The sequence below is a fragment of the Gilliamella apicola genome, assembly GCF_003202915.1.
Lineage (GTDB): Bacteria > Pseudomonadota > Gammaproteobacteria > Enterobacterales > Orbaceae > Gilliamella > Gilliamella apicola_Q.
The window spans coordinates 206551-224939 of sequence record NZ_QGLP01000003.1; the positions used below are offsets into that span (position 1 = coordinate 206551).

The following is an 18389-nucleotide window of genomic DNA, read 5'->3' on the forward strand; positions in this document are numbered from 1 at the left end:
GGAAAATAGGAGAAAAACGTGAGTCATCAATTATCTGGCGAAGAACAATTTTCAGAGATAAAAGAATTTCTTGCTAAAAATTGGAAAATCATTGTTGCGGTTATTGTAATTGGGTTACTGGCTTTTTATGGCTGGCGTTATTGGCAATCTCATAAATTAGCAAAAACGATAGAATCTTCAGATCGATATGAACAATTAATTGCTAATCTAGACAAAAATAATCCAGATTCAATAAATGAATTAGTCTCTTTCGCGGAAAGTGATGATACTATTTATAGTGTTTTCGCTAATTTAAAAGCAGCTAAATTTTATGTTGAAGAAATAAAAGATTATCCCAAAGCTGAAAAGTTACTTACTGATACATTAAGTAAAACCGATTCAGAAATTATTAAATCAATCAGCTATATTCGTATTGCAAAAATACAATATCAACTTGAACGTTATCAAGACACTTTAGCAACATTAAGCAAAGTTACTGAAAAAAGTTGGACACCGGTAGTTAATGATATTCGTGGTGACGTCTATATGAAAATGAATAACTACACTGAAGCTGTTGCTGCTTATACTGTTGCATTGACACCTACTCCTGTTGATGGTTCAGATGAAAATATTGTTAAAGCTTCATTACCAACTGAACAGTTAGATGAAAATATCAAAATGAAGTTAAATCAGGCTCAATATCTTAAAGATAAGCAACAAGCTGAACAAGAAGCTGAAGCCGCCAAAGAAAAAGCTAAGCAAGAAGCTGAAGCTAAGAAAAACGCCGCACAAGAAAATAAAAATTAATTTATCCTGATATAAGGGTCTATACAATGAAGTTATCAAAAAGTCTTTTTATTAGTGTTTTTATGTTTTCACTTGTTGGATGTTCATTGTTTGGTAAAGAGGAAGAAATCGTACAAGTTTCGCCTTCACCAACCGTAAACAACCAATTTTCAATACAACAAGTATGGCGAAATAGTACAGCTGGCAATACACATATTTATTCATTATTAGGACCTATTAATTATGAAAATGCTGTTTATGTTGCTAGCCGTAGCGGACAAGTTAAAGCTGTTGATTTATCTAATGGTCATACAATCTGGGATAAAAATTTATCACAAAGTACATTATTCAGTAGTAAAACAGCGCTATTTTCCGGTGGTGTAAGCGCTGATGATAAATATGTTTATATTGGTAGTGAACGTGCTGTGGTATATGCGCTAGATCGTAACGATGGTAATGTTATCTGGGAAAAACCGGTGAGAGGTGAAGTTCTTGCTCGTCCAGTATCATCTGCCGATAAACTCATTATCCATACCGCTAATGGTAATTTACAAGCCTTGAACCGTAACACTGGTGCTGATGAATGGGATGTCATGCTTGAAGTTCCTCCTCTTTCACTAAGAGGTAATTCAACTCCAACAATTGCACATGGTGCGGCAATATTTGGTGATGATACTGGGCATGTAAATGCTTACTACATCAATAATGGTCAATTGATTTGGCAACAACGTATTTCGCAACCAAGTGGCTCGACAGAAATTGCAAAATTGAATGATGTGGATTCAACGCCGGTAATAGAAGGCAATTTAGCTTATGCTATCGGCTATAATGGTAATGTTGTAGCGCTTGATTTAAGTAATGGTCAGATTGTCTGGCGTAAAGAGATGGGTTCAACACATAGCTTTGTGGTTGACTCACAACAATTATTTGTCGTAGACCAAAATGACAATGTACGAGCGGTAAGCAAAAATGGCGGAGCAATTCTCTGGACTCAAGCCGGTTTGTTACATCGTCAATTAACCGATCCGGTTATCCACGAAAACTATATTGTGGTTGGCGATTTCGAAGGTTATCTTTATTGGTTAGACAAAGATAACGGTGAAATCGTTGCTAAAACCCAAGTTAGTAGCAGTGGATTAATTTCGAAACCATTAGTTGTCGACAATAAAATTGTTGTCCAAGCTAAAAATGGTGATATTTACGCATTCACAAAAAAATAAGGTAATTAGAGAATAAATATGGTACCTGTTGTCGCACTAGTTGGTCGTCCGAATGTAGGAAAGTCGACTTTATTTAATCGATTAACTCGAACACGAGACGCCTTAGTAGCTGATTTTCCGGGATTAACTCGTGACCGTAAGTACGGGCGAGCCGAAATCAAAGGGCATGAATATATTGTCATTGATACTGGTGGTATTGATGGCACTGAAGATGGGGTTGAAAGCTTTATGGCGGAACAATCCCTGCAAGCAATAGAAGAAGCAGATATTGTCCTTTTTTTAGTTGATGCCAGAGCAGGTACCATGCCTGCTGATCATGCTATTGCTAAGCATCTCCGATCTCGCCAAAAAGCAACATTTTTAGTTGCTAACAAAATTGATGGTATTGATGCCGATAGCGCAATCTCTGATTTTTATAGTTTAGGATTAGGTGACATTCATCCGATTGCTGCGAGTCATGGTCGTGGGGTAAATGTATTAATCGAAACGGTGCTCGATCCTATTTTTCATTTTGCCAATGATCAAAATGAGGCCTTATCAGAGGATGAGCCAGATGAAGTTCTTCCTGAATCTTATGATGATATTGAAGATGAAGCCGAGTCGCTTATCAACCAACCAATCAAAGTTGCTATTGTTGGCAGACCAAATGTTGGTAAGTCAACACTAACTAATCGAATTTTAGGCGAAGAAAGGGTTGTGGTTTATGATATGCCCGGTACAACACGTGACAGTATTTATATACCAATGACACGCGATGATCGTGAATATATCATGATTGATACTGCTGGTGTTCGTAAACGAGGCAAAGTAACCGAAACGGTTGAAAAATTCTCGGTTATCAAAACGTTGCAAGCAATTGAAGATGCTAATGTGGTTATTTTAGTGATAGATGCTCGAGAAGGTATCTCCGATCAAGATTTATCCTTACTTGGTTTTATCATTAATAGTGGGCGCTCACTGGTTATCGCAGTTAATAAATGGGATGGATTATCACAAGATATCAAAGAACAAGTGAAAACCACGTTAGATGATCGGCTTGATTTTATCGATTTTGCCCGTTTACATTTTATTTCGGCACTTCATGGTAGTGGCGTAGGTAACTTATTTGATTCAATTCAAGAAGCGTACGATTGTGCAACTCGTCGAGTTAATACTGCACTGTTAACCAAGATAATGCAAATGGCGCAAGATGACCATCAACCACCATTGGTGAGAGGACGTCGCGTAAAATTAAAATATGCTCATGCAGGTGGATATAACCCGCCAATTGTGGTTATTCATGGTAATCAAGTTGAGGATTTACCAGATTCTTACAAACGTTATCTAATGAACTATTTTAGACGCTCATTAAAAATTATGGGTTCACCAATACGGATTCAATTTAAAGAAGGCGCTAATCCATTTGAAGGTCGAAAAAATAGTTTAACGGCTTCCCAACAACGTAAGCGTCGTCGGTTAATGAAACATGTACGAGGTCGTAAATAACTTATGACAAACCAAAAGATGATCGCCGGTGGACAAGAAGGTATTTGTCCTAAATGCCATAATAAAATGAGTATTGTGGCACCACAACATTATGACTGTCCTCATTGCCAACAACATTATTTAGAGCAGTATATCTGTCCAATTTGTCAGCAGAGCGCTCAAATGGTTAAAGGTTGCGGGGCTATAAACTATATTTGTCCGACTGATGGCTTAATATCCAGCAGTAAAGTGATATTTCAGTATTTATCAGAGTAGAAAATTGTATCTATATTCAAAGCCATAAGAGGTTATTTTATGCGAATTATTTTATTAGGCGCACCAGGAGCAGGAAAAGGAACTCAAGCACAATTCATTATGCAAAAATATGGTATTCCGCAAATTTCAACGGGGGATATGTTACGTGCAGCAGTAAAAGCAGGAAGTCCATTAGGTCTACAAGCAAAAGAGCTTATGGATCATGGTAAGCTTGTTACTGATGAATTAGTTATCGCTTTAGTTAAAGAGCGTATTGCGCAAAGCGATTGTAAAAATGGCTTTTTACTAGATGGTTTTCCACGTACCGTTCCACAAGCGGATGCAATGAAAGAAGCAGGAATCAATGTTGATTATGTCCTTGAGTTTGATGTACCTGATGAAGTTATTATTGATCGCATGAGTGGTCGCCGTATTCATGCAGGTTCAGGACGTGTATACCATATTCGCCATAATCCGCCAAAAGTGGAAAATATTGATGATGTAACAGGTGAACCATTAACTATTCGTAAAGATGATAATGAAGAGATTGTTCGTAAACGTCTTATTGAATATCATGATTTAACCAAACCATTAATCAACTATTATCAACATGAAGCCAAAGAAGGTCGTACTCAATATTTCCGTATTGACGGAACACAGGCTGTTTCAGCTGTGACCAATGAATTGACTAAAATTTTAGGCTAATTACAAAAAAGAGGGATGATAGACTTTTCATCCCTCATCTTATTCAATCTATTATTTTGCTAAATTAAGTGCTTGTTCTAAATCAGCAATAATATCATCAATATGTTCAATGCCAATTGATAGGCGTATCATTTCTTGGCTAACTCCAGCTTTTTGCAACTCTTCATCATTAAGTTGTCGATGGGTAGTTGATGCCGGATGACAAGCTAATGAGCGGGTATCACCAATATTGACTAAACGAATAATCAATTTCAGGGCATCGATAAATTTAGCTCCAGCTTGTTTACCGCCTTTGATACCAAAGGATAAAATGCCAGCAGGTAGACCATTGTCCATCTGTTTTATTGCTAAATAATGTTCTGGATGATTAGCCAATCCAGCATAATTGACCCATTCAACTTGAGGGTGTGATGCCAAATAATTGGCAACCTTAATGGTATTTTGGCAATGTCGCTCAATGCGTAAAGAGAGTGTTTCGAGACCTTGTAATAATAAAAAGGTATTAAACGGTGATAAAGCTGCTCCCATGTTACGCAGTGGTATTACTCGGCAACGAGCAATATAAGCTGCGTGTCCAAAGTTTTGAGTATATGATGAAACATCATGGTAAGAAGGATCGGGTTGATTGAGCATAGGCAATTTATCGGTGTGCTCTTTCCAAGGACATTTACCGGAATCAACTATCATTCATTCCACCTAAACTATTACCATGTCCATCAATATATTTAGTTAATGAATGCACCACAATATCCGCGCCATGCTGGGTGTCATCAAAGGCATAAGAAGTGGTTTAATAGAGCGGAGCTGCGACGGCATGGGTTGTTGATTCAGGCGTATAGCCAGTGTGCAGAGCAATTGTCTCTGGTTTCATGTTAGAGCCTCATATTCACAACGATAAGGCTCTTATTTTGTGCAAAAAATTATCAAAAAAGTAGTGAGTTATAAAACCATTCGTACTATATCGATTTCACCCAATTCTTTGTATAAACTTTCCACTTGATCAATATGTGTCGCATTAATCGTAATTGAAACGGAATGATAATTACCCTTGCTACTTGGTTTGATCGACGGAGTATAATCCCCCGGCGCGTGGCGTTGAATAACTGATACTACTTTGTCAACCAACTCCGGTTTTGCTTCGCCCATTACTTTATAGGTAAAGGAACAAGGAAAATCTAATAATTCATTTAATTTTGTTTGTTGCATAACGGTTTTTTCTCGTTTTATCAATGAACCCACTAACATGATCTAGTATATATAGTCAATTTATTATTCTTCAAGCTTTAAAACAATAAACATTACTTTTTAAAGCTTATAATTTGATCTATGATAAACAAATTCTAACATAGCTTAGTAAAACCTACCTGACTATTATTCTAAAAGGCTAAAATAACATGTTATCCCAATCTACTAGTAAAGAACCTTTTGGTACATTACTTGGTTATGCACCAGGTGGTGTAGCAATTTATTCATCTGATTATGAGAATTTAGATCCTGAACAATTTCCTAATGATGCTTCATTTCGCAGCTATTCCGGTCATGAATATATGGGATATAAGTGGCAATGTGTTGAATTTGCTAGAAGATTTCTATTTTTGAATTATGGGATTGTGTTTACCGATGTCGGTATGGCGCATGAAATTTTTTCGTTAAGGTTTCTTCGCCAAGTTATCAACGAAGCCATTTTACCATTACAAGCCTTTGCTAACGGTAGCAAAAAGAAACCAGAGGCAGGTGCCTTGTTGATATGGGATGACGGCGGTATGTTTGATAGAACTGGTCATGTGGCTATTATTACCGAAGTTTTTGACAACAAAATTCGAATTGCCGAACAAAATGTTATTCATACTCGACTTCCTATTGGTCAACAATGGACGCGTGAGTTAGCTATGACGGTATCTGATGAGGGGTATTATTTACATGATACTTTTGATGATACTAAAATTTTAGGTTGGATGATTCAAACTGACGATACACTTCACAGTTTACCGCAACCTAATGCTGATAAACACTTACTTGATATCCATAGCGTACATATTAAAAACCATGGTCAATTTGATGGTAAATGGTTAGATGAAAACGATCCTTTAGAAAGTGCTTATGTGTCAGCAACTGGTCATGCCATTAGTCATGATGATCAGTATCGCTATTTCACTATTTCTGAAAGTGCGGAACAAGAGCTTATTCGTGCCACAAACGAGCTCCATTTAATGTATTTGCATGCGACAGATAAAGTGTTAAAAGAAGATAGTTTGTTATGCAATTTCAATATACCGGAAATCCTTTGGCCAAGACTTAGATTATCTTGGCAACAACGTCGTTATCAAATGATCACCGGTCGGTTAGATTTTTGTATGGATGAACGAGGTTTTAAAGTTTATGAGTATAATGCTGATTCGGCATCATGTCATACCGAAGCAGGCAAAATTTTGGAAAATTGGGCTATACAAGCCGAATTAAATGTTGGCGTAAACCCGAGTGCTGGATTACTTAATGCATTGGCTAACTGTTGGAAGCATAGCGATGCAAAAGCGTTTGTTCACATTATGCAAGATAATGACAGCGAGGAAAATTATCACGCATTATTTATGCAAAAAGCTCTAACGCAAGCTGGATTTAAAAGCAAAATCTTACGCGGACTAACAGGACTTAGATGGGATAAAAGAGGACGTTTAGTTGATGATGACGATCGTCAAGTTACCTGTGTTTGGAAAACCTGGGCATGGGAAACTGTACTTGAACAACTACGCCAAGAAAGTGAGGCGCAAATCGCTGGATTACCGATTCGAACATGGCATCCTGAAAATGCGGTTAGATTAATTGATGTATTACTGCGACCTGAAGTTTCGGTTTTTGAGCCTTTATGGACGGTCATCCCAAGTAACAAAGCTATTTTACCTGTATTATGGTCGCTATTTCCAAACCATCGTTATTTGCTGGAATCTACATTTGAACTCAATGACAACTTAATCAAAAAAGGTTATGCCATTAAGCCGATTGCCGGGCGTCGTGGTAGTGATATTGAGTTAGTTGGTAGTCATGAACAAGTGTTGGATAAAACGGTTGGTCGATTTGCAAAACAAGAAAATATTTATCAAGAACTGTGGTGTTTACCCAAAGTTGATGATCGTTATTTGCAACTTTGTACTTTTACTGTTGGAGGTCATTATGGTGGCGCATGTTTACGTTCAGATCCCTCTTTGGTTATAAAAGGCGAAAGTGATATGCAACCACTCCGTGTGCTAACCGATGAAGAATTTTTAAAAGAAATATCGAAAAAAAATTGAAGAGCAGGGCTTTTAGGTCTAATTTGACAAATCTATCATTAAATTTCATGATGATAAATGTTTTGCAACTTATTTAACAATTTGATTAATCGTCACTTAAATGATTTTTTTGAATTATAAATGACAAAAAAATCATTTTATCTTTAGGGACGGCAATGACAACTGGTTAATATTTCTGATAGAATTGATTTTATTAAAAAATAATTATAAAAAATATAAGTAATTTCAAGGAATATCAGGAAATATATGGCAAACACATTACTTCGAAGTGGTGATATAAAAGATTTTAAAATGCTCGGGCATGATGGCAAAGCTGCTTATCTGGTCGCTTCGCAAATTCGTGAAATGTTCCGAGTCAAATTAGGCCGTCAATACTCTGATTGTTTAGCTATCCCACAACGTAATGATCAGGGCAATCTTGTTGATTGGTATATTCCTTTCGATTCAGACTTACCTGATGGGGAATATGATATTATTCCATGGACATCGGCAAGTGAATCAGAACAAGAATCCGCTCTAATTTTGCTCAAGGAATTTGAAAACAAAGTTATCGAATTAGGCAAAAAATTATCCCAAAATCCTAATCTAGAAGGTGATCAATTGCTTTTTAGTCGCCTCATTTACGATCCAAAACAGAGCTCAGATAGTCTTGAACCTAATTTAATGGCATTACGTTTTCCTAGTAATCAGTTTGTCTATATTGTTAATGGTAAACCGGTTATTACTTTTTGGGGATTTATTAATCCCCAAACACCACAAGCGACTTCGCCATTTTATTGTTTAGAACCTGTTAGAAATCCAACGCCACAACCAGAAGTAGTTGCTCCACCTCCTGTTCAAGAGGTGCCCGCTGTCGTTAGCAAACCTTGGTCGAAGCGATGGTGGATATGGTTATTAGGATTATTACCACTCTTATTATTACTGCTAGCTATATTCTGGTTGAAAGGTTGTTGGTTTAAACCAAGTTTGTCTTTTAATCCAAATCTATCATTAGATGGTAATGTTAATCTTCCTGTAGCAACTGATAACCAAGATGATAAGTTAGATATCAACGCACCAGAGCTGAAACCTAAAGAGGTTATTATAGATAATAAACCTGTGGGTGTGGTTAATGGCGTTGCGTCTAATGGAACATTAGCCGGCGATGGTACCCCTACTAATTCGGCTCAAGTTGACACTCCAGCTATACCATCAACACCTGATGAAGGCGTGGAAAATAGTGCCAATCCGCAAGGTGATCAACTTAACCCTCCAGAGGTAAATACTCCCGATGATAAAGGTAATAATAGCGATCAGGGGGATAAGAAAGATAACGGTGATAACCCAAATAATCCTAGTTCGCCTGAGGATAAAGACAAACAAAATGAGCAGAATACAGATGACAAAAATGGTCAAATGGCACCTCCTACACCTGATTTAGCCAGTAATCCTGACGCTAACAATACAGATCAAGTCAATGGTGCTAATGCTGCCCAATCCAACCATTTAACTTTACCGGCGGATGTATTAAAACAAGGCTCAACAAACTTTTTAAATGGTCAATGGTCTGTAGGTGCAGGTATTCAAGATAAAGCAACGGGGAAACCATTACAATTAAGTTATAACTTTAATCAAGGTAATGGTGACGTGACGCTTACTCGCAGTGATGGCGTTAAATGTACTGGTAATGTCGGTAGCGGCATCCAAAATGGCAATTTAAATATAGCCGGTAATAACGAAGCTATCTGCAGTGATAATACTAAATATAAATTACCAAGTATTCAGTGCAAACCAGGCAAAAATAATCAAGCTGATTGTCAGGGAATGTATGATAACGGGACTTCGTTCCCAATTACGATGAAAAAACAATAGGGTTGTATATGCTTCCAGAAATACGCAACTATGGTCAAGAAGTTACTCTTATCATGAATAGTGGTATTCAATTTCTTGATTTTGCATTAAAAATAGATTGGAAAGATAATCAATGGCGCAGTAAAGTTAATGGTTGTTTTATTAATCCATCAGAAAGTGGAGCACTAGTTAGGCTAATTGAAGATGTCGATAGTGGTAAATTTTTTGCGCCGGATAATCTCTCTTTTGCGGTCACACCAACTCAAGAGATTAGTGTCGACCAATCATTAAAACTATTTGATGGCATTTGGTTGCCGGTGCCAGTTTTAAGATCGATACCGCCTGAGCGCTTTGATAAAGGTCCACATAACTGGAGTCGTGTTCGAATTGTAAGTATTCCCGAGGGTGAAGATCCAGATGGCAATACACATCGTATTACCTTTGCCTTTGATACCAAAATTTTCACCAATATGCAGGATGTGGCTTATTTGGCACCGACTGATAATGATGTTAAAACTGGGGCTGTATTTAGCTTAGCTCATCGTTCAGATCACGTTTCCTGGTATTTAGAGCAAAAGTGGATCACCAGTTGGTTAATTGATCTATTTCAGGAGTTAGCGCCGCAACCAGAACGATTAAAAATTCATAAAGATGATATAGATCTAGAAATAGGTAATAAAGCTTATTATGGTCATTATTTAAATGTTCTTAATTTGCTTGCCGATTCATTGCAGTTACCAAAAATTAAAATTGTCTCTAATAATCGTGATGATGTGGTTAAATCCATTCCGGTTGATATGATTTTAGATGTTGGTAATTCAAGAACATGTGGCATCTTAATTGAAGACCATGTACAAGATAAAGATAGCTTGAATCGTCGTTATGAACTTGAAATTCGTGATTTAACTCAACCTGAACATATCTATAATGAACCGTTTGAAAGTCGAGTAGAATTTGCACAAACCTTTTTTGGTAAAGAGCACTTTTCTCTGCAAAGTGGGCGACGTGATACTTTCCGTTGGCCAAGTATTGTTCGTGTTGGCAAAGAAGCGAGTCGCTTAGCGAGTCGTCGTGAAGGAAATGAAGGCGCAACTGGTCTTTCAAGCCCGAAACGCTATTTGTGGGATCAGGAGAAGTATGAGCAAGGTTGGCGATTTAATTCCCATTATGTCAAGAGTGACCATGAACCCTTCGCAACGGCTGAACCCTTTTCTAGTTTAATCAATGAGTATGGTGAGGCTTTGCATATCCTCAGGAATGACATTGAGGAGGAATATGATCGAAAAATGCCAGTGTTCCATCCCAAATATTCACGTAGCTCATTAATGACATTTATGCTATGTGAAGTATTAATGCATGCATTGATGCAAATTAATAGTGTTGCTCAACGTAATAAACTTGAACATGCAAGAACACCGCGTAATTTACGTTCAATTATTCTTACCATCCCTCCGGCAATGCCAAAACCAGAACAAGCTATTTTTAAAAGCTGTGTTTATCAAGCTATCGGCTTGGTTTGGAAAAGCTTAGGCTGGGATAGTTCTGATGACGATATCGATTTTGATAACCCTAATCAGTTAAAAAGTATTTGGCCAAATATTCCTGAAGTTTATATCCAGTGGGATGAAGCGACCTGTGGCCAAGTAGTTTATCTCTTTAATGAGACGCAAAACAATTATAATGGCCGATCAGAAGAGTTTATTGCTTCAATGGTACGACCAGATAAAAGTAATAAACAAAAACTAACGATTGCTACCGTCGATATTGGCGGAGGTACCACTGATTTAGTCATTAATGATTATGAACTTGATTATGGCACCAATAAACAACTTAGTGGTAGTAATGCTTATCTTGTGCCTACGCAACGTTTTCGCGATGGGTTTAAAGTCGCTGGTGATGATATACTACTTGATATTATTCAAGATACCGTTTTATCTTCATTAATTAATGGATTAAAACAAGCGGGGCTTGCCGATCCTAATCCGATTTTATCCACCATTATTGGTTCACAGCAGGTATCAATACAAGATGCGGTATTGCGTCAACAATTAACTTTACAGCTGTTTACGCCAGTAGGCTTGCATGTATTAAAACTCTATGAGCTTTATGATCCATTACATGCAGAGCAACATGTTTATAATCTGACTTTTGGTGAATTACTACAGAATAATATGATGACAGCTAATGTCCTCAATTTTATCAATGAACCTATTAGTCGCGCATTAAATAATCCTGAATTTTCGGTTCTTGATTTAAATGTTGAGATTAACCTTAAACGTATTCACTACTTATTTATCCGTGGAGATTATTACAATATTTGTAAAACGTTTGATGCGTTATCTGAAATTATTAGCTGTTATCAATGTGATGTACTGTTATTAACTGGTCGTCCTTCGCGATTACCTGGAGTACAAAGCTACTTCCGTTCACGATTATCAATACCTGCAGGACGTATTTTACCATTGCATGGTTATTATACAGGGGGATGGTATCCATTCCATAAACAAGAACGTATTGATGATCCAAAAACAACGGCGGCTGTAGGTGCGATGTTATGTTTTCTAAGTAAAAACTTAAGATTAGCCAATTTCTATTTTAGATCAGCCAATATGGATTTGTATTCAACGGTCAAATACATTGGTCTGCTAGATAATCTAAATATGATAAAGCAAGAAAATATTTATTATCGCGACATTGATTTAGATGATCCTGACTATGATTTTCCTGATCTCTCTTTTGAAATCCGAGGCACAACGAGGCTTGGTTTTAAACAGCTAGAGATCGACCGTTGGCCGGCATCACCAATTTATATTTTAACGATTGAAAATAGTGAAGTTGCTAAAAGGTTGAGTGCCGATGGGGCGGTTTTAGAGGTAACTTTAGGTATCAAAAATCGCCAAAAAACGGTTGAGAATTTCTATATTAAAGATGTCAAAGCTTCAGATGGGCGTACTTGCGATAAAACCAAAGATATAAAGCTTAATTTAAACACAATGGTAAATTCAGGTTTAATTAGCACACAATATTGGCTTGATAGTGGAATGATAAAACGATGAAAAATTTAAACGAACAACTTCCTCAGTCTTGGGAACAGGTTTATCAGGCATCAGCACAGGCAATTGAGTGGGTGCAACAAACCCGAGATTCATCAAAGCGTTTGAATAGTGAGGCTGATAATTTAATTCTTGATCTACGTCGGTTGCGTAATAGCGCTAAACGATTAGGAGATGTGGCAACTAAATCGGTTGCAGTAGGCTTTTTTGGATTATCGCAAGCTGGTAAGTCGTATCTTATCTCAGCGTTAGCCGCAGGTGAGAATGGTAAACTTGAAACCGTGGTTGATAATCAAACTTTAGATTTTATTGATCACGTTAACCCCGTTGGCGGTGGTAAAGAAGCAACAGGGCTCGTGACCCGATTTAGCCGAACAGCTAAAGGTGGCATTGCTAACTATCCACTAGAACTAAAACTCTTTCAAGAAATCGAAATTGTTAAAATTCTAATTAATGCCTATTTTAAAGATTTTGATCAACAAAAAGTGGTGAATAAGATTGAGTTTTCGGAATTAAATCAACTTATTGCCCGTGCTGAAAGTAAAAAACAAGCCGATTATACTGGTGGTATAACTGAAGATGATATCGTTGATCTTTATGATTATTTATCGGAAAACTTTGGTAATTCACTGGAAGGATTAAAAGGCGGATACTGGGAAAAAGCAGTATCTTTACTACCTTATCTTGCTACTGTTGATCGCGGTATATTATTTTCTGTTTTGTGGGGAGGTATTAATGAACTCACCGCAATTTATGTGCAATTAGCCACAACTTTGTCAAGCTTAAATCATGTTAATACAGTTTATGCACCACTTTCAGTATTAGTGAAGGAAAATGATGGTAAAAAGTCACAGATTGATAGCATCATGAATGTGGATATGCTTGAAAGGTTAAATACTGAAAAGGATTCATCGGTATCGGTTACCCCTGTAAACGGTGTGCCAACCTCAATATCATTAGCTCAATTGGCTTTTTTAACAGCAGAATTAATCTTCCCATTAGTAAATCAAACTCGCGTTCCTACTTTTGAGAAGGTCGATCTGCTTGATTTTCCAGGATATCGTGGTCGATTAAATTTAATTTCTATCTCTGATGTTAAAGAAGGTAATCCGATTGCTCAGCTGTTATTGCGAGGAAAAGTCGCTTATCTATTTGAAAAATACACCGATAGCCAAGAGATGAATGTTCTTGTTGTTTGTACTCCATCCGATAAACAGTCTGATGTGAATGACGTTGGCCCAGTGTTAGAACGTTGGATTGATAAAACACAAGGTGAAACTGCAGAAAAGAGAGCTACCAAAAAAGCGGGATTGCTGTGGGCGATCACCATGTTTGATAAACGAATCGGAGCATCGTTGCATCAATCAGAAGATAACCTGAGCAATACGTGGGGTAAAGGTGGTTTATTACAGCAAACTATTTTAGAGCGATTTGGTAGTTATGATTGGTTATCCAATTGGTCAAATAATGGTAAATTTAATAACGTATTTTTGGTGCGTAAACCAGGATTTGATGTACCGTTTTTAAATGTCGATGCTAAGGCAAACCTTGAATTATCTTACAATGATAATTATCAACAAGAAATGTCAGTGTTGAAAAAGACATTTGTTGAAAATTCCGATATCAAAGAGTATGTCAATACTCCAGATCAGGCTTGGGATGCGATGTTGAAATTAAATGATGGTGGGATAGGTCGAATAAGCCAGTATTTAGAACAAGTCGCGATAACGGAAGTTAAGCAACAACGGATTGTTGAGCAACTTAATGAGAAAATCGATTATATTATCAATATGCGTTTTGATACATGGTATCAAGCCGGTAGTGATGAAGAACTTGGTAAGAAAAAACAAGTTATTAGTGGCGTTGTTAAAGAACTACAAGGAAAAGCGTTATTATTAGGTGAATTACTGAAAGTTTTAGAGTTACCAGATCAAACTATTCGGGCGCTTTATCATTCTAGCCATTTGAGTAATGATGCTAGCAATAGTGATGAGGTAGTAGATAACTCATCAAACGATTTTGGTTTAAATACTGAATTTGAACTTTTTCCTGATTCAAGCTCGCCTTTAGAACCTAAAGTGGCAGCTACCTTACCTACTGAATCAAAATTTGCTAAAAATGTATTTACCGCATGGCTGGAACATTTAAGAAATATTGTATTAGATAAGCATATTTTACAATTTTTTGGACTCGAACAAAAATCACTCTCCTTTATTGTTGAAGAACTGATTACTGCCGCCAATCGTTTAAAAATTGAAGCAAGTTTAACTCAGAAAATTTTAGATAATGAAAATACCGGTAGTAAACGCGATGATCTTGAGTCTCGACAAATTAGCTCAATTCATCTGTTGTTGACCGACTTTATTGCATGGCTTGGTTTTATCTCTGGGCAAGCAAGTGAGATTCCTGCAAGCCGAGTTAATCAAGGTAAGCCAATATTTTCTTCACCTGTGAATGATTTCTCAAATCAATTATCACATCCACTCCCGGTGCTTGATGATAAGACTAAAAGTTATTCTCAATTTGCAATATTTGATTGGTTTATTGCATTTGCTATGCTTGCTCAAGAAAATGTTGGTCATCATGCTGGTCGTGAAATAAGTCAAGAACAAAACGCTCGACTTGGAGAGGTTTTAACGGTATTTAAGCAATCAAAAATAGAATAATGGCTTGTCAATAGAGTAAATGGACAACCATTAATAGTATTAATAAAAATAAGGTAGCATAACGCTACCTTACATTATGTAACATTTATCAACGTATATTGATAAAATCACAATGGTGAAATAGAGGATATCATGGCATTAAGAATCGAATTAGAAGGCTATAAACCAGGTATTGCTAAATTTTTAGCACAAAAATGGAGTGGTAGTGCTGATATTGATATACTTATTCAACGTAATCAGGATGGCTATTATTTATTAGGTCTCAATCAATGGGGACCGGAAAAGCATTGGCATACATTAACTAATCTGTCAGTAGATAATCAACAATTAAGTGGTCTAGTTGAGGAGTGGTTAGTTGATTCCTTAATAATTCAAGGAACACAGGTTAGATTCCTTATTGAAATTCGCGATAGACAGAATGACAACAATAAAGACCGAGGTGTGGTAAATATTGCGGATAATGTATTCCCTTCAGCTGCTTTAAATACCGAAACTGTACCTGATGAAATTGAACAAAATAGATCACAGCCAGCTCAAGAGGCTGCTAATCTTAATACACCTGATGACTCTAAATCTCCAGAACCAGAAGAAGCGACACTTGACGCAGAAAATCAGCCTGAAATTGACAAAGAAGCTGCGCCAGAACCAGTAATTGCCCAAGAAGTGGTTTCGATTCCAGAACCAACTAAATCAAAAAGCAAATCGGGGACATTTATCCTAATTTTGGTAATATTGCTGATTTTAGCTGGAATTGGTGGCGCTGTATGGTACTTCTTATTCTCTAAAGATAACAATCCGCTTATTACGACAACACAAACCAATAGCCAATGTAATGTAAGCAATGCAACCAGTGATGATTTATCTTTTATTCAACAATGTTTACAGTCGAAACCTGACACAGATGCGTTAATTGAGGTAATAAATCAAGCAAAACAGGTTAATAAATGTGATATTGCTCAGCGTTTATATGCAAATCAATCTATGTTGAATGCTAAAATAGCCTTGCTTTATGCTAAAGAGTACGATGAAAAATTTTATCAAGATAATCGGTGTTTTAAAGTTGATAAAGGAACCGCTATTTATTGGTATGAAACATCATTAAACAATGACCCTAATAATGCTTTAGCTAAAGAACGTTTGGTTGAATTGCAAAAATAAAAAGGTGTGGGTATGAAAAAAACAGTACTGTCAACATTGCTTATTGGATTTAGCCTTACTTGCTTACCTTTGGTTAGTTCGGCTTTAGAGCCATTAAAGCAAGCGGGAAAAACAACACTTTACCAACGAGTTCTTAGCACGCCGAATTGTGAGCTGAAAAAGAATATTAATGATGCCACTGGTCAAGCTGTACCAGCTTTTTCTCGTTATTATGTTTATGAACGTAAAAATGAAAGTAATCAAGAGTGGTTGAATGTGGGGCCGGATTCTTATGGTAAAACGGTTGGTTGGATTAACAATTCATGTGCGATTGCTTGGAATATGCAGTTGACTTTAGTGTTCACTAATCCCGTTGATCGTGATCCTCTGTTATTTTTTAAAGATAAAACCTCGTTATCTTCAATTGTTGATGCAGATAAACCGGAAACTTTATTAAAACCGATTCGAGATGCGTTAAAAGAGAATAAACCTTCTGCGCAAATTTTGGCACAAGAACCGAAGGAATTTGTTGATTTCAAAAGTAATTTTTATTTATTACCGATTTTACAAGGTGAAGAGGTAATGAATGGCCAAGGTTTTTACGAACGGATTCTAGAGGTTGCTTCGGTTAGTAAGCAACAGACTATTATTAACAAAAATAACCAACCATCAACTTCATCTTCATCTACTGATGACAATACTAATCAAGTCGCTCCGTTTAAGGCGGCAATTGTATTTGTTATTGATTCAACTATCTCTATGGATCCTTATATTTCCAGAACAAAAGAGGCGATTGAACGGGTTTATCAGCGTATTGAAAAAGAGCATTTACAAGATCAAGTTAAATTTGGTTTGGTCTCCTTTCGCTCAAGCTTAAAAGCGTCGGATAAATTGGAATTTGTCAGTAAAGTGTTTGCCGATCCTAATCAAGTCAAAAATAAAGATGAGTTCAAAAAACTTAGTGCCTCACTAAAACAAGCCTCTGTCTCAACCGCTTATTATGCTGAAGATTCTTATGCGGGCGTTGCACAAGCATTGAATGATATTAATTGGAATAGTTTCGGTGCTCGTTATATGATTTTAATCACTGATGCTAGCGCTATTCCTGGTGATGATAAACTCTCAAGCACTGGTATGGATGCGGCCCAATTGCGACTGGAAGCACAACATAAAGGTGTCGCAATTTATGCGCTACATTTAAAAACACCTAGTGGAGAAAAAGATCATCAGGTGGCAGCAAGCCAATATTCTGATCTGACTTATAACGATTTTATTCATAAATCACTCTATTATCCTGTTGATGCTGGCGATGTGAATGAGTTTGGTAAAAAAGTTGATTTATTAGCCCAAGCATTATCCGAGCAGGTTAAATTAGCCTATAAAGGCGAATCTTCTGTTGGCAATGCGCTTAATGCTAAAGATGATAATAACTCTAATATGTTAAATGATGCTTTACTACTAAGTAAAGCAATGCAGCTAGCTTATTTAGGTGATACCAAAGGAACTAAAGCGCCGTCAGTGTTTAAAGCATGGATTGCGGATAAAGACTTTATCAAACCGACTATACCAACCGCTGAACCGCGAATTTTATTAACTAAATCACAATTAAGTGATTTAAGCGATATTGTGACTAAAATCGCTAATGCTGCTAACGATGGCTTGATTTCTGCTGATGATATGTTTTCACAATTACGTTCAGTTGCTGCCGCGATGGGGCAAGATCCAAGCAAATTAAAATCCGATTCTGTCACCAAAATTGCTGATTTAGGTTTACTGGGTGAATATTTAGATAATATTCCCTATAAAAGTGATGTAACTGGTCTGGATCAAGAAACATGGAAAAGCATGAGTGGAATTGAACAAGAAAAATTCATCCGTAATTTAAATAGTAAAGTACGATATTATCAAAAATGTAACGCTGATGTTGATCGTTGGATCTCATTATCTGAAGGTAGTGACCCTCGAGAAAATGTTTATCCTATACCATTAGAAATGTTGCCATAAAAT

General features: G+C 36.8%; 12 protein-coding genes and 1 pseudogene. 11 read left to right on the top strand and 2 right to left on the bottom strand.

The features are described 5' to 3' along the window. The first annotated feature begins 18 nt into the window (after positions 1 to 18). From DKK79_RS01165 to adk, 5 genes are read left to right on the top strand one after another with little or no spacing between them, the layout of a single operon-like run. Positions 19 to 786 carry a YfgM family protein gene (locus DKK79_RS01165; protein WP_110422492.1) on the top strand — a complete coding sequence of 256 codons (768 nt, stop codon included), beginning with the start codon at positions 19 to 21 and terminating at the stop codon, positions 784 to 786. A 26-nt stretch (positions 787 to 812) separates the two neighbouring features. Beyond that, positions 813 to 1985, top strand: coding sequence for an outer membrane protein assembly factor BamB (gene bamB, locus DKK79_RS01170; RefSeq protein WP_110422493.1), 1173 nt, complete (start codon positions 813 to 815; stop codon positions 1983 to 1985). Between the two features lie 18 nt (positions 1986 to 2003). Further along, complete coding sequence (der, locus tag DKK79_RS01175) at positions 2004 to 3470, top strand: ribosome biogenesis GTPase Der (protein ID WP_110422494.1); 1467 nt, start codon at positions 2004 to 2006, stop codon at positions 3468 to 3470. A gap of 3 nt (positions 3471 to 3473) precedes the next feature. Further along, entirely contained in the window at positions 3474 to 3725 is a 252-nt protein-coding gene (locus DKK79_RS01180; protein WP_110422495.1) for a YfgJ family double zinc ribbon protein, read from the top strand. A 39-nt stretch (positions 3726 to 3764) separates the two neighbouring features. Next, on the top strand, positions 3765 to 4409 hold the full coding sequence (gene adk, locus DKK79_RS01185; RefSeq protein ID WP_034883695.1) for an adenylate kinase: 645 nt from the start codon (positions 3765 to 3767) through the stop codon (positions 4407 to 4409). A 51-nt stretch (positions 4410 to 4460) separates the two neighbouring features. On the opposite strand, the pseudogene DKK79_RS01190 reads toward adk, so the two are convergent. Further along, positions 4461 to 5172: pseudogene (locus DKK79_RS01190) on the bottom strand (PLP-dependent transferase); the annotation flags it as partial. 176 nt (positions 5173 to 5348) lie between these two features. Further along, a complete protein-coding gene (gene ybeD, locus DKK79_RS01195) occupies positions 5349 to 5615 on the bottom strand; it encodes a DUF493 family protein YbeD (RefSeq protein WP_034883735.1) in 267 nt (88 codons plus the stop codon). A 188-nt stretch (positions 5616 to 5803) separates the two neighbouring features. On the opposite strand from ybeD, the gene gss reads away from it, so the two are divergent. The 6 genes from gss to DKK79_RS01225 all read left to right on the top strand — a co-directional run bounded on the left by gss (position 5804) and on the right by DKK79_RS01225 (position 18386). Continuing rightward, positions 5804 to 7696: a bifunctional glutathionylspermidine amidase/synthase gene (gene gss, locus DKK79_RS01200; protein WP_110422496.1), complete on the top strand. Its 1893-nt coding sequence runs from the start codon at positions 5804 to 5806 to the stop codon at positions 7694 to 7696. A gap of 246 nt (positions 7697 to 7942) precedes the next feature. Next, positions 7943 to 9547, top strand: a complete 1605-nt coding sequence (locus tag DKK79_RS01205) for an SrfA family protein (RefSeq protein ID WP_110422497.1) — start codon at positions 7943 to 7945, stop codon at positions 9545 to 9547. A gap of 8 nt (positions 9548 to 9555) precedes the next feature. Beyond that, positions 9556 to 12582, top strand: coding sequence for a virulence factor SrfB (locus DKK79_RS01210; protein ID WP_110422498.1), 3027 nt, complete (start codon positions 9556 to 9558; stop codon positions 12580 to 12582). Then, positions 12579 to 15245 carry a putative virulence factor gene (locus tag DKK79_RS01215; RefSeq protein ID WP_034884711.1) on the top strand — a complete coding sequence of 889 codons (2667 nt, stop codon included), beginning with the start codon at positions 12579 to 12581 and terminating at the stop codon, positions 15243 to 15245. Before DKK79_RS01210 ends, DKK79_RS01215 begins: the two co-directional genes overlap by 4 nt. A gap of 132 nt (positions 15246 to 15377) precedes the next feature. Further along, the gene (locus DKK79_RS01220; RefSeq protein ID WP_110422499.1) at positions 15378 to 16403 is read left to right on the top strand and encodes an SPOR domain-containing protein; all 1026 of its coding nucleotides are present in this window, start codon (positions 15378 to 15380) and stop codon (positions 16401 to 16403) included. Positions 16404 to 16415: 12 nt separating this feature from the next. Further along, entirely contained in the window at positions 16416 to 18386 is a 1971-nt protein-coding gene (locus DKK79_RS01225; protein ID WP_110422500.1) for a vWA domain-containing protein, read from the top strand. Positions 18387 to 18389 lie beyond the last annotated feature (3 nt).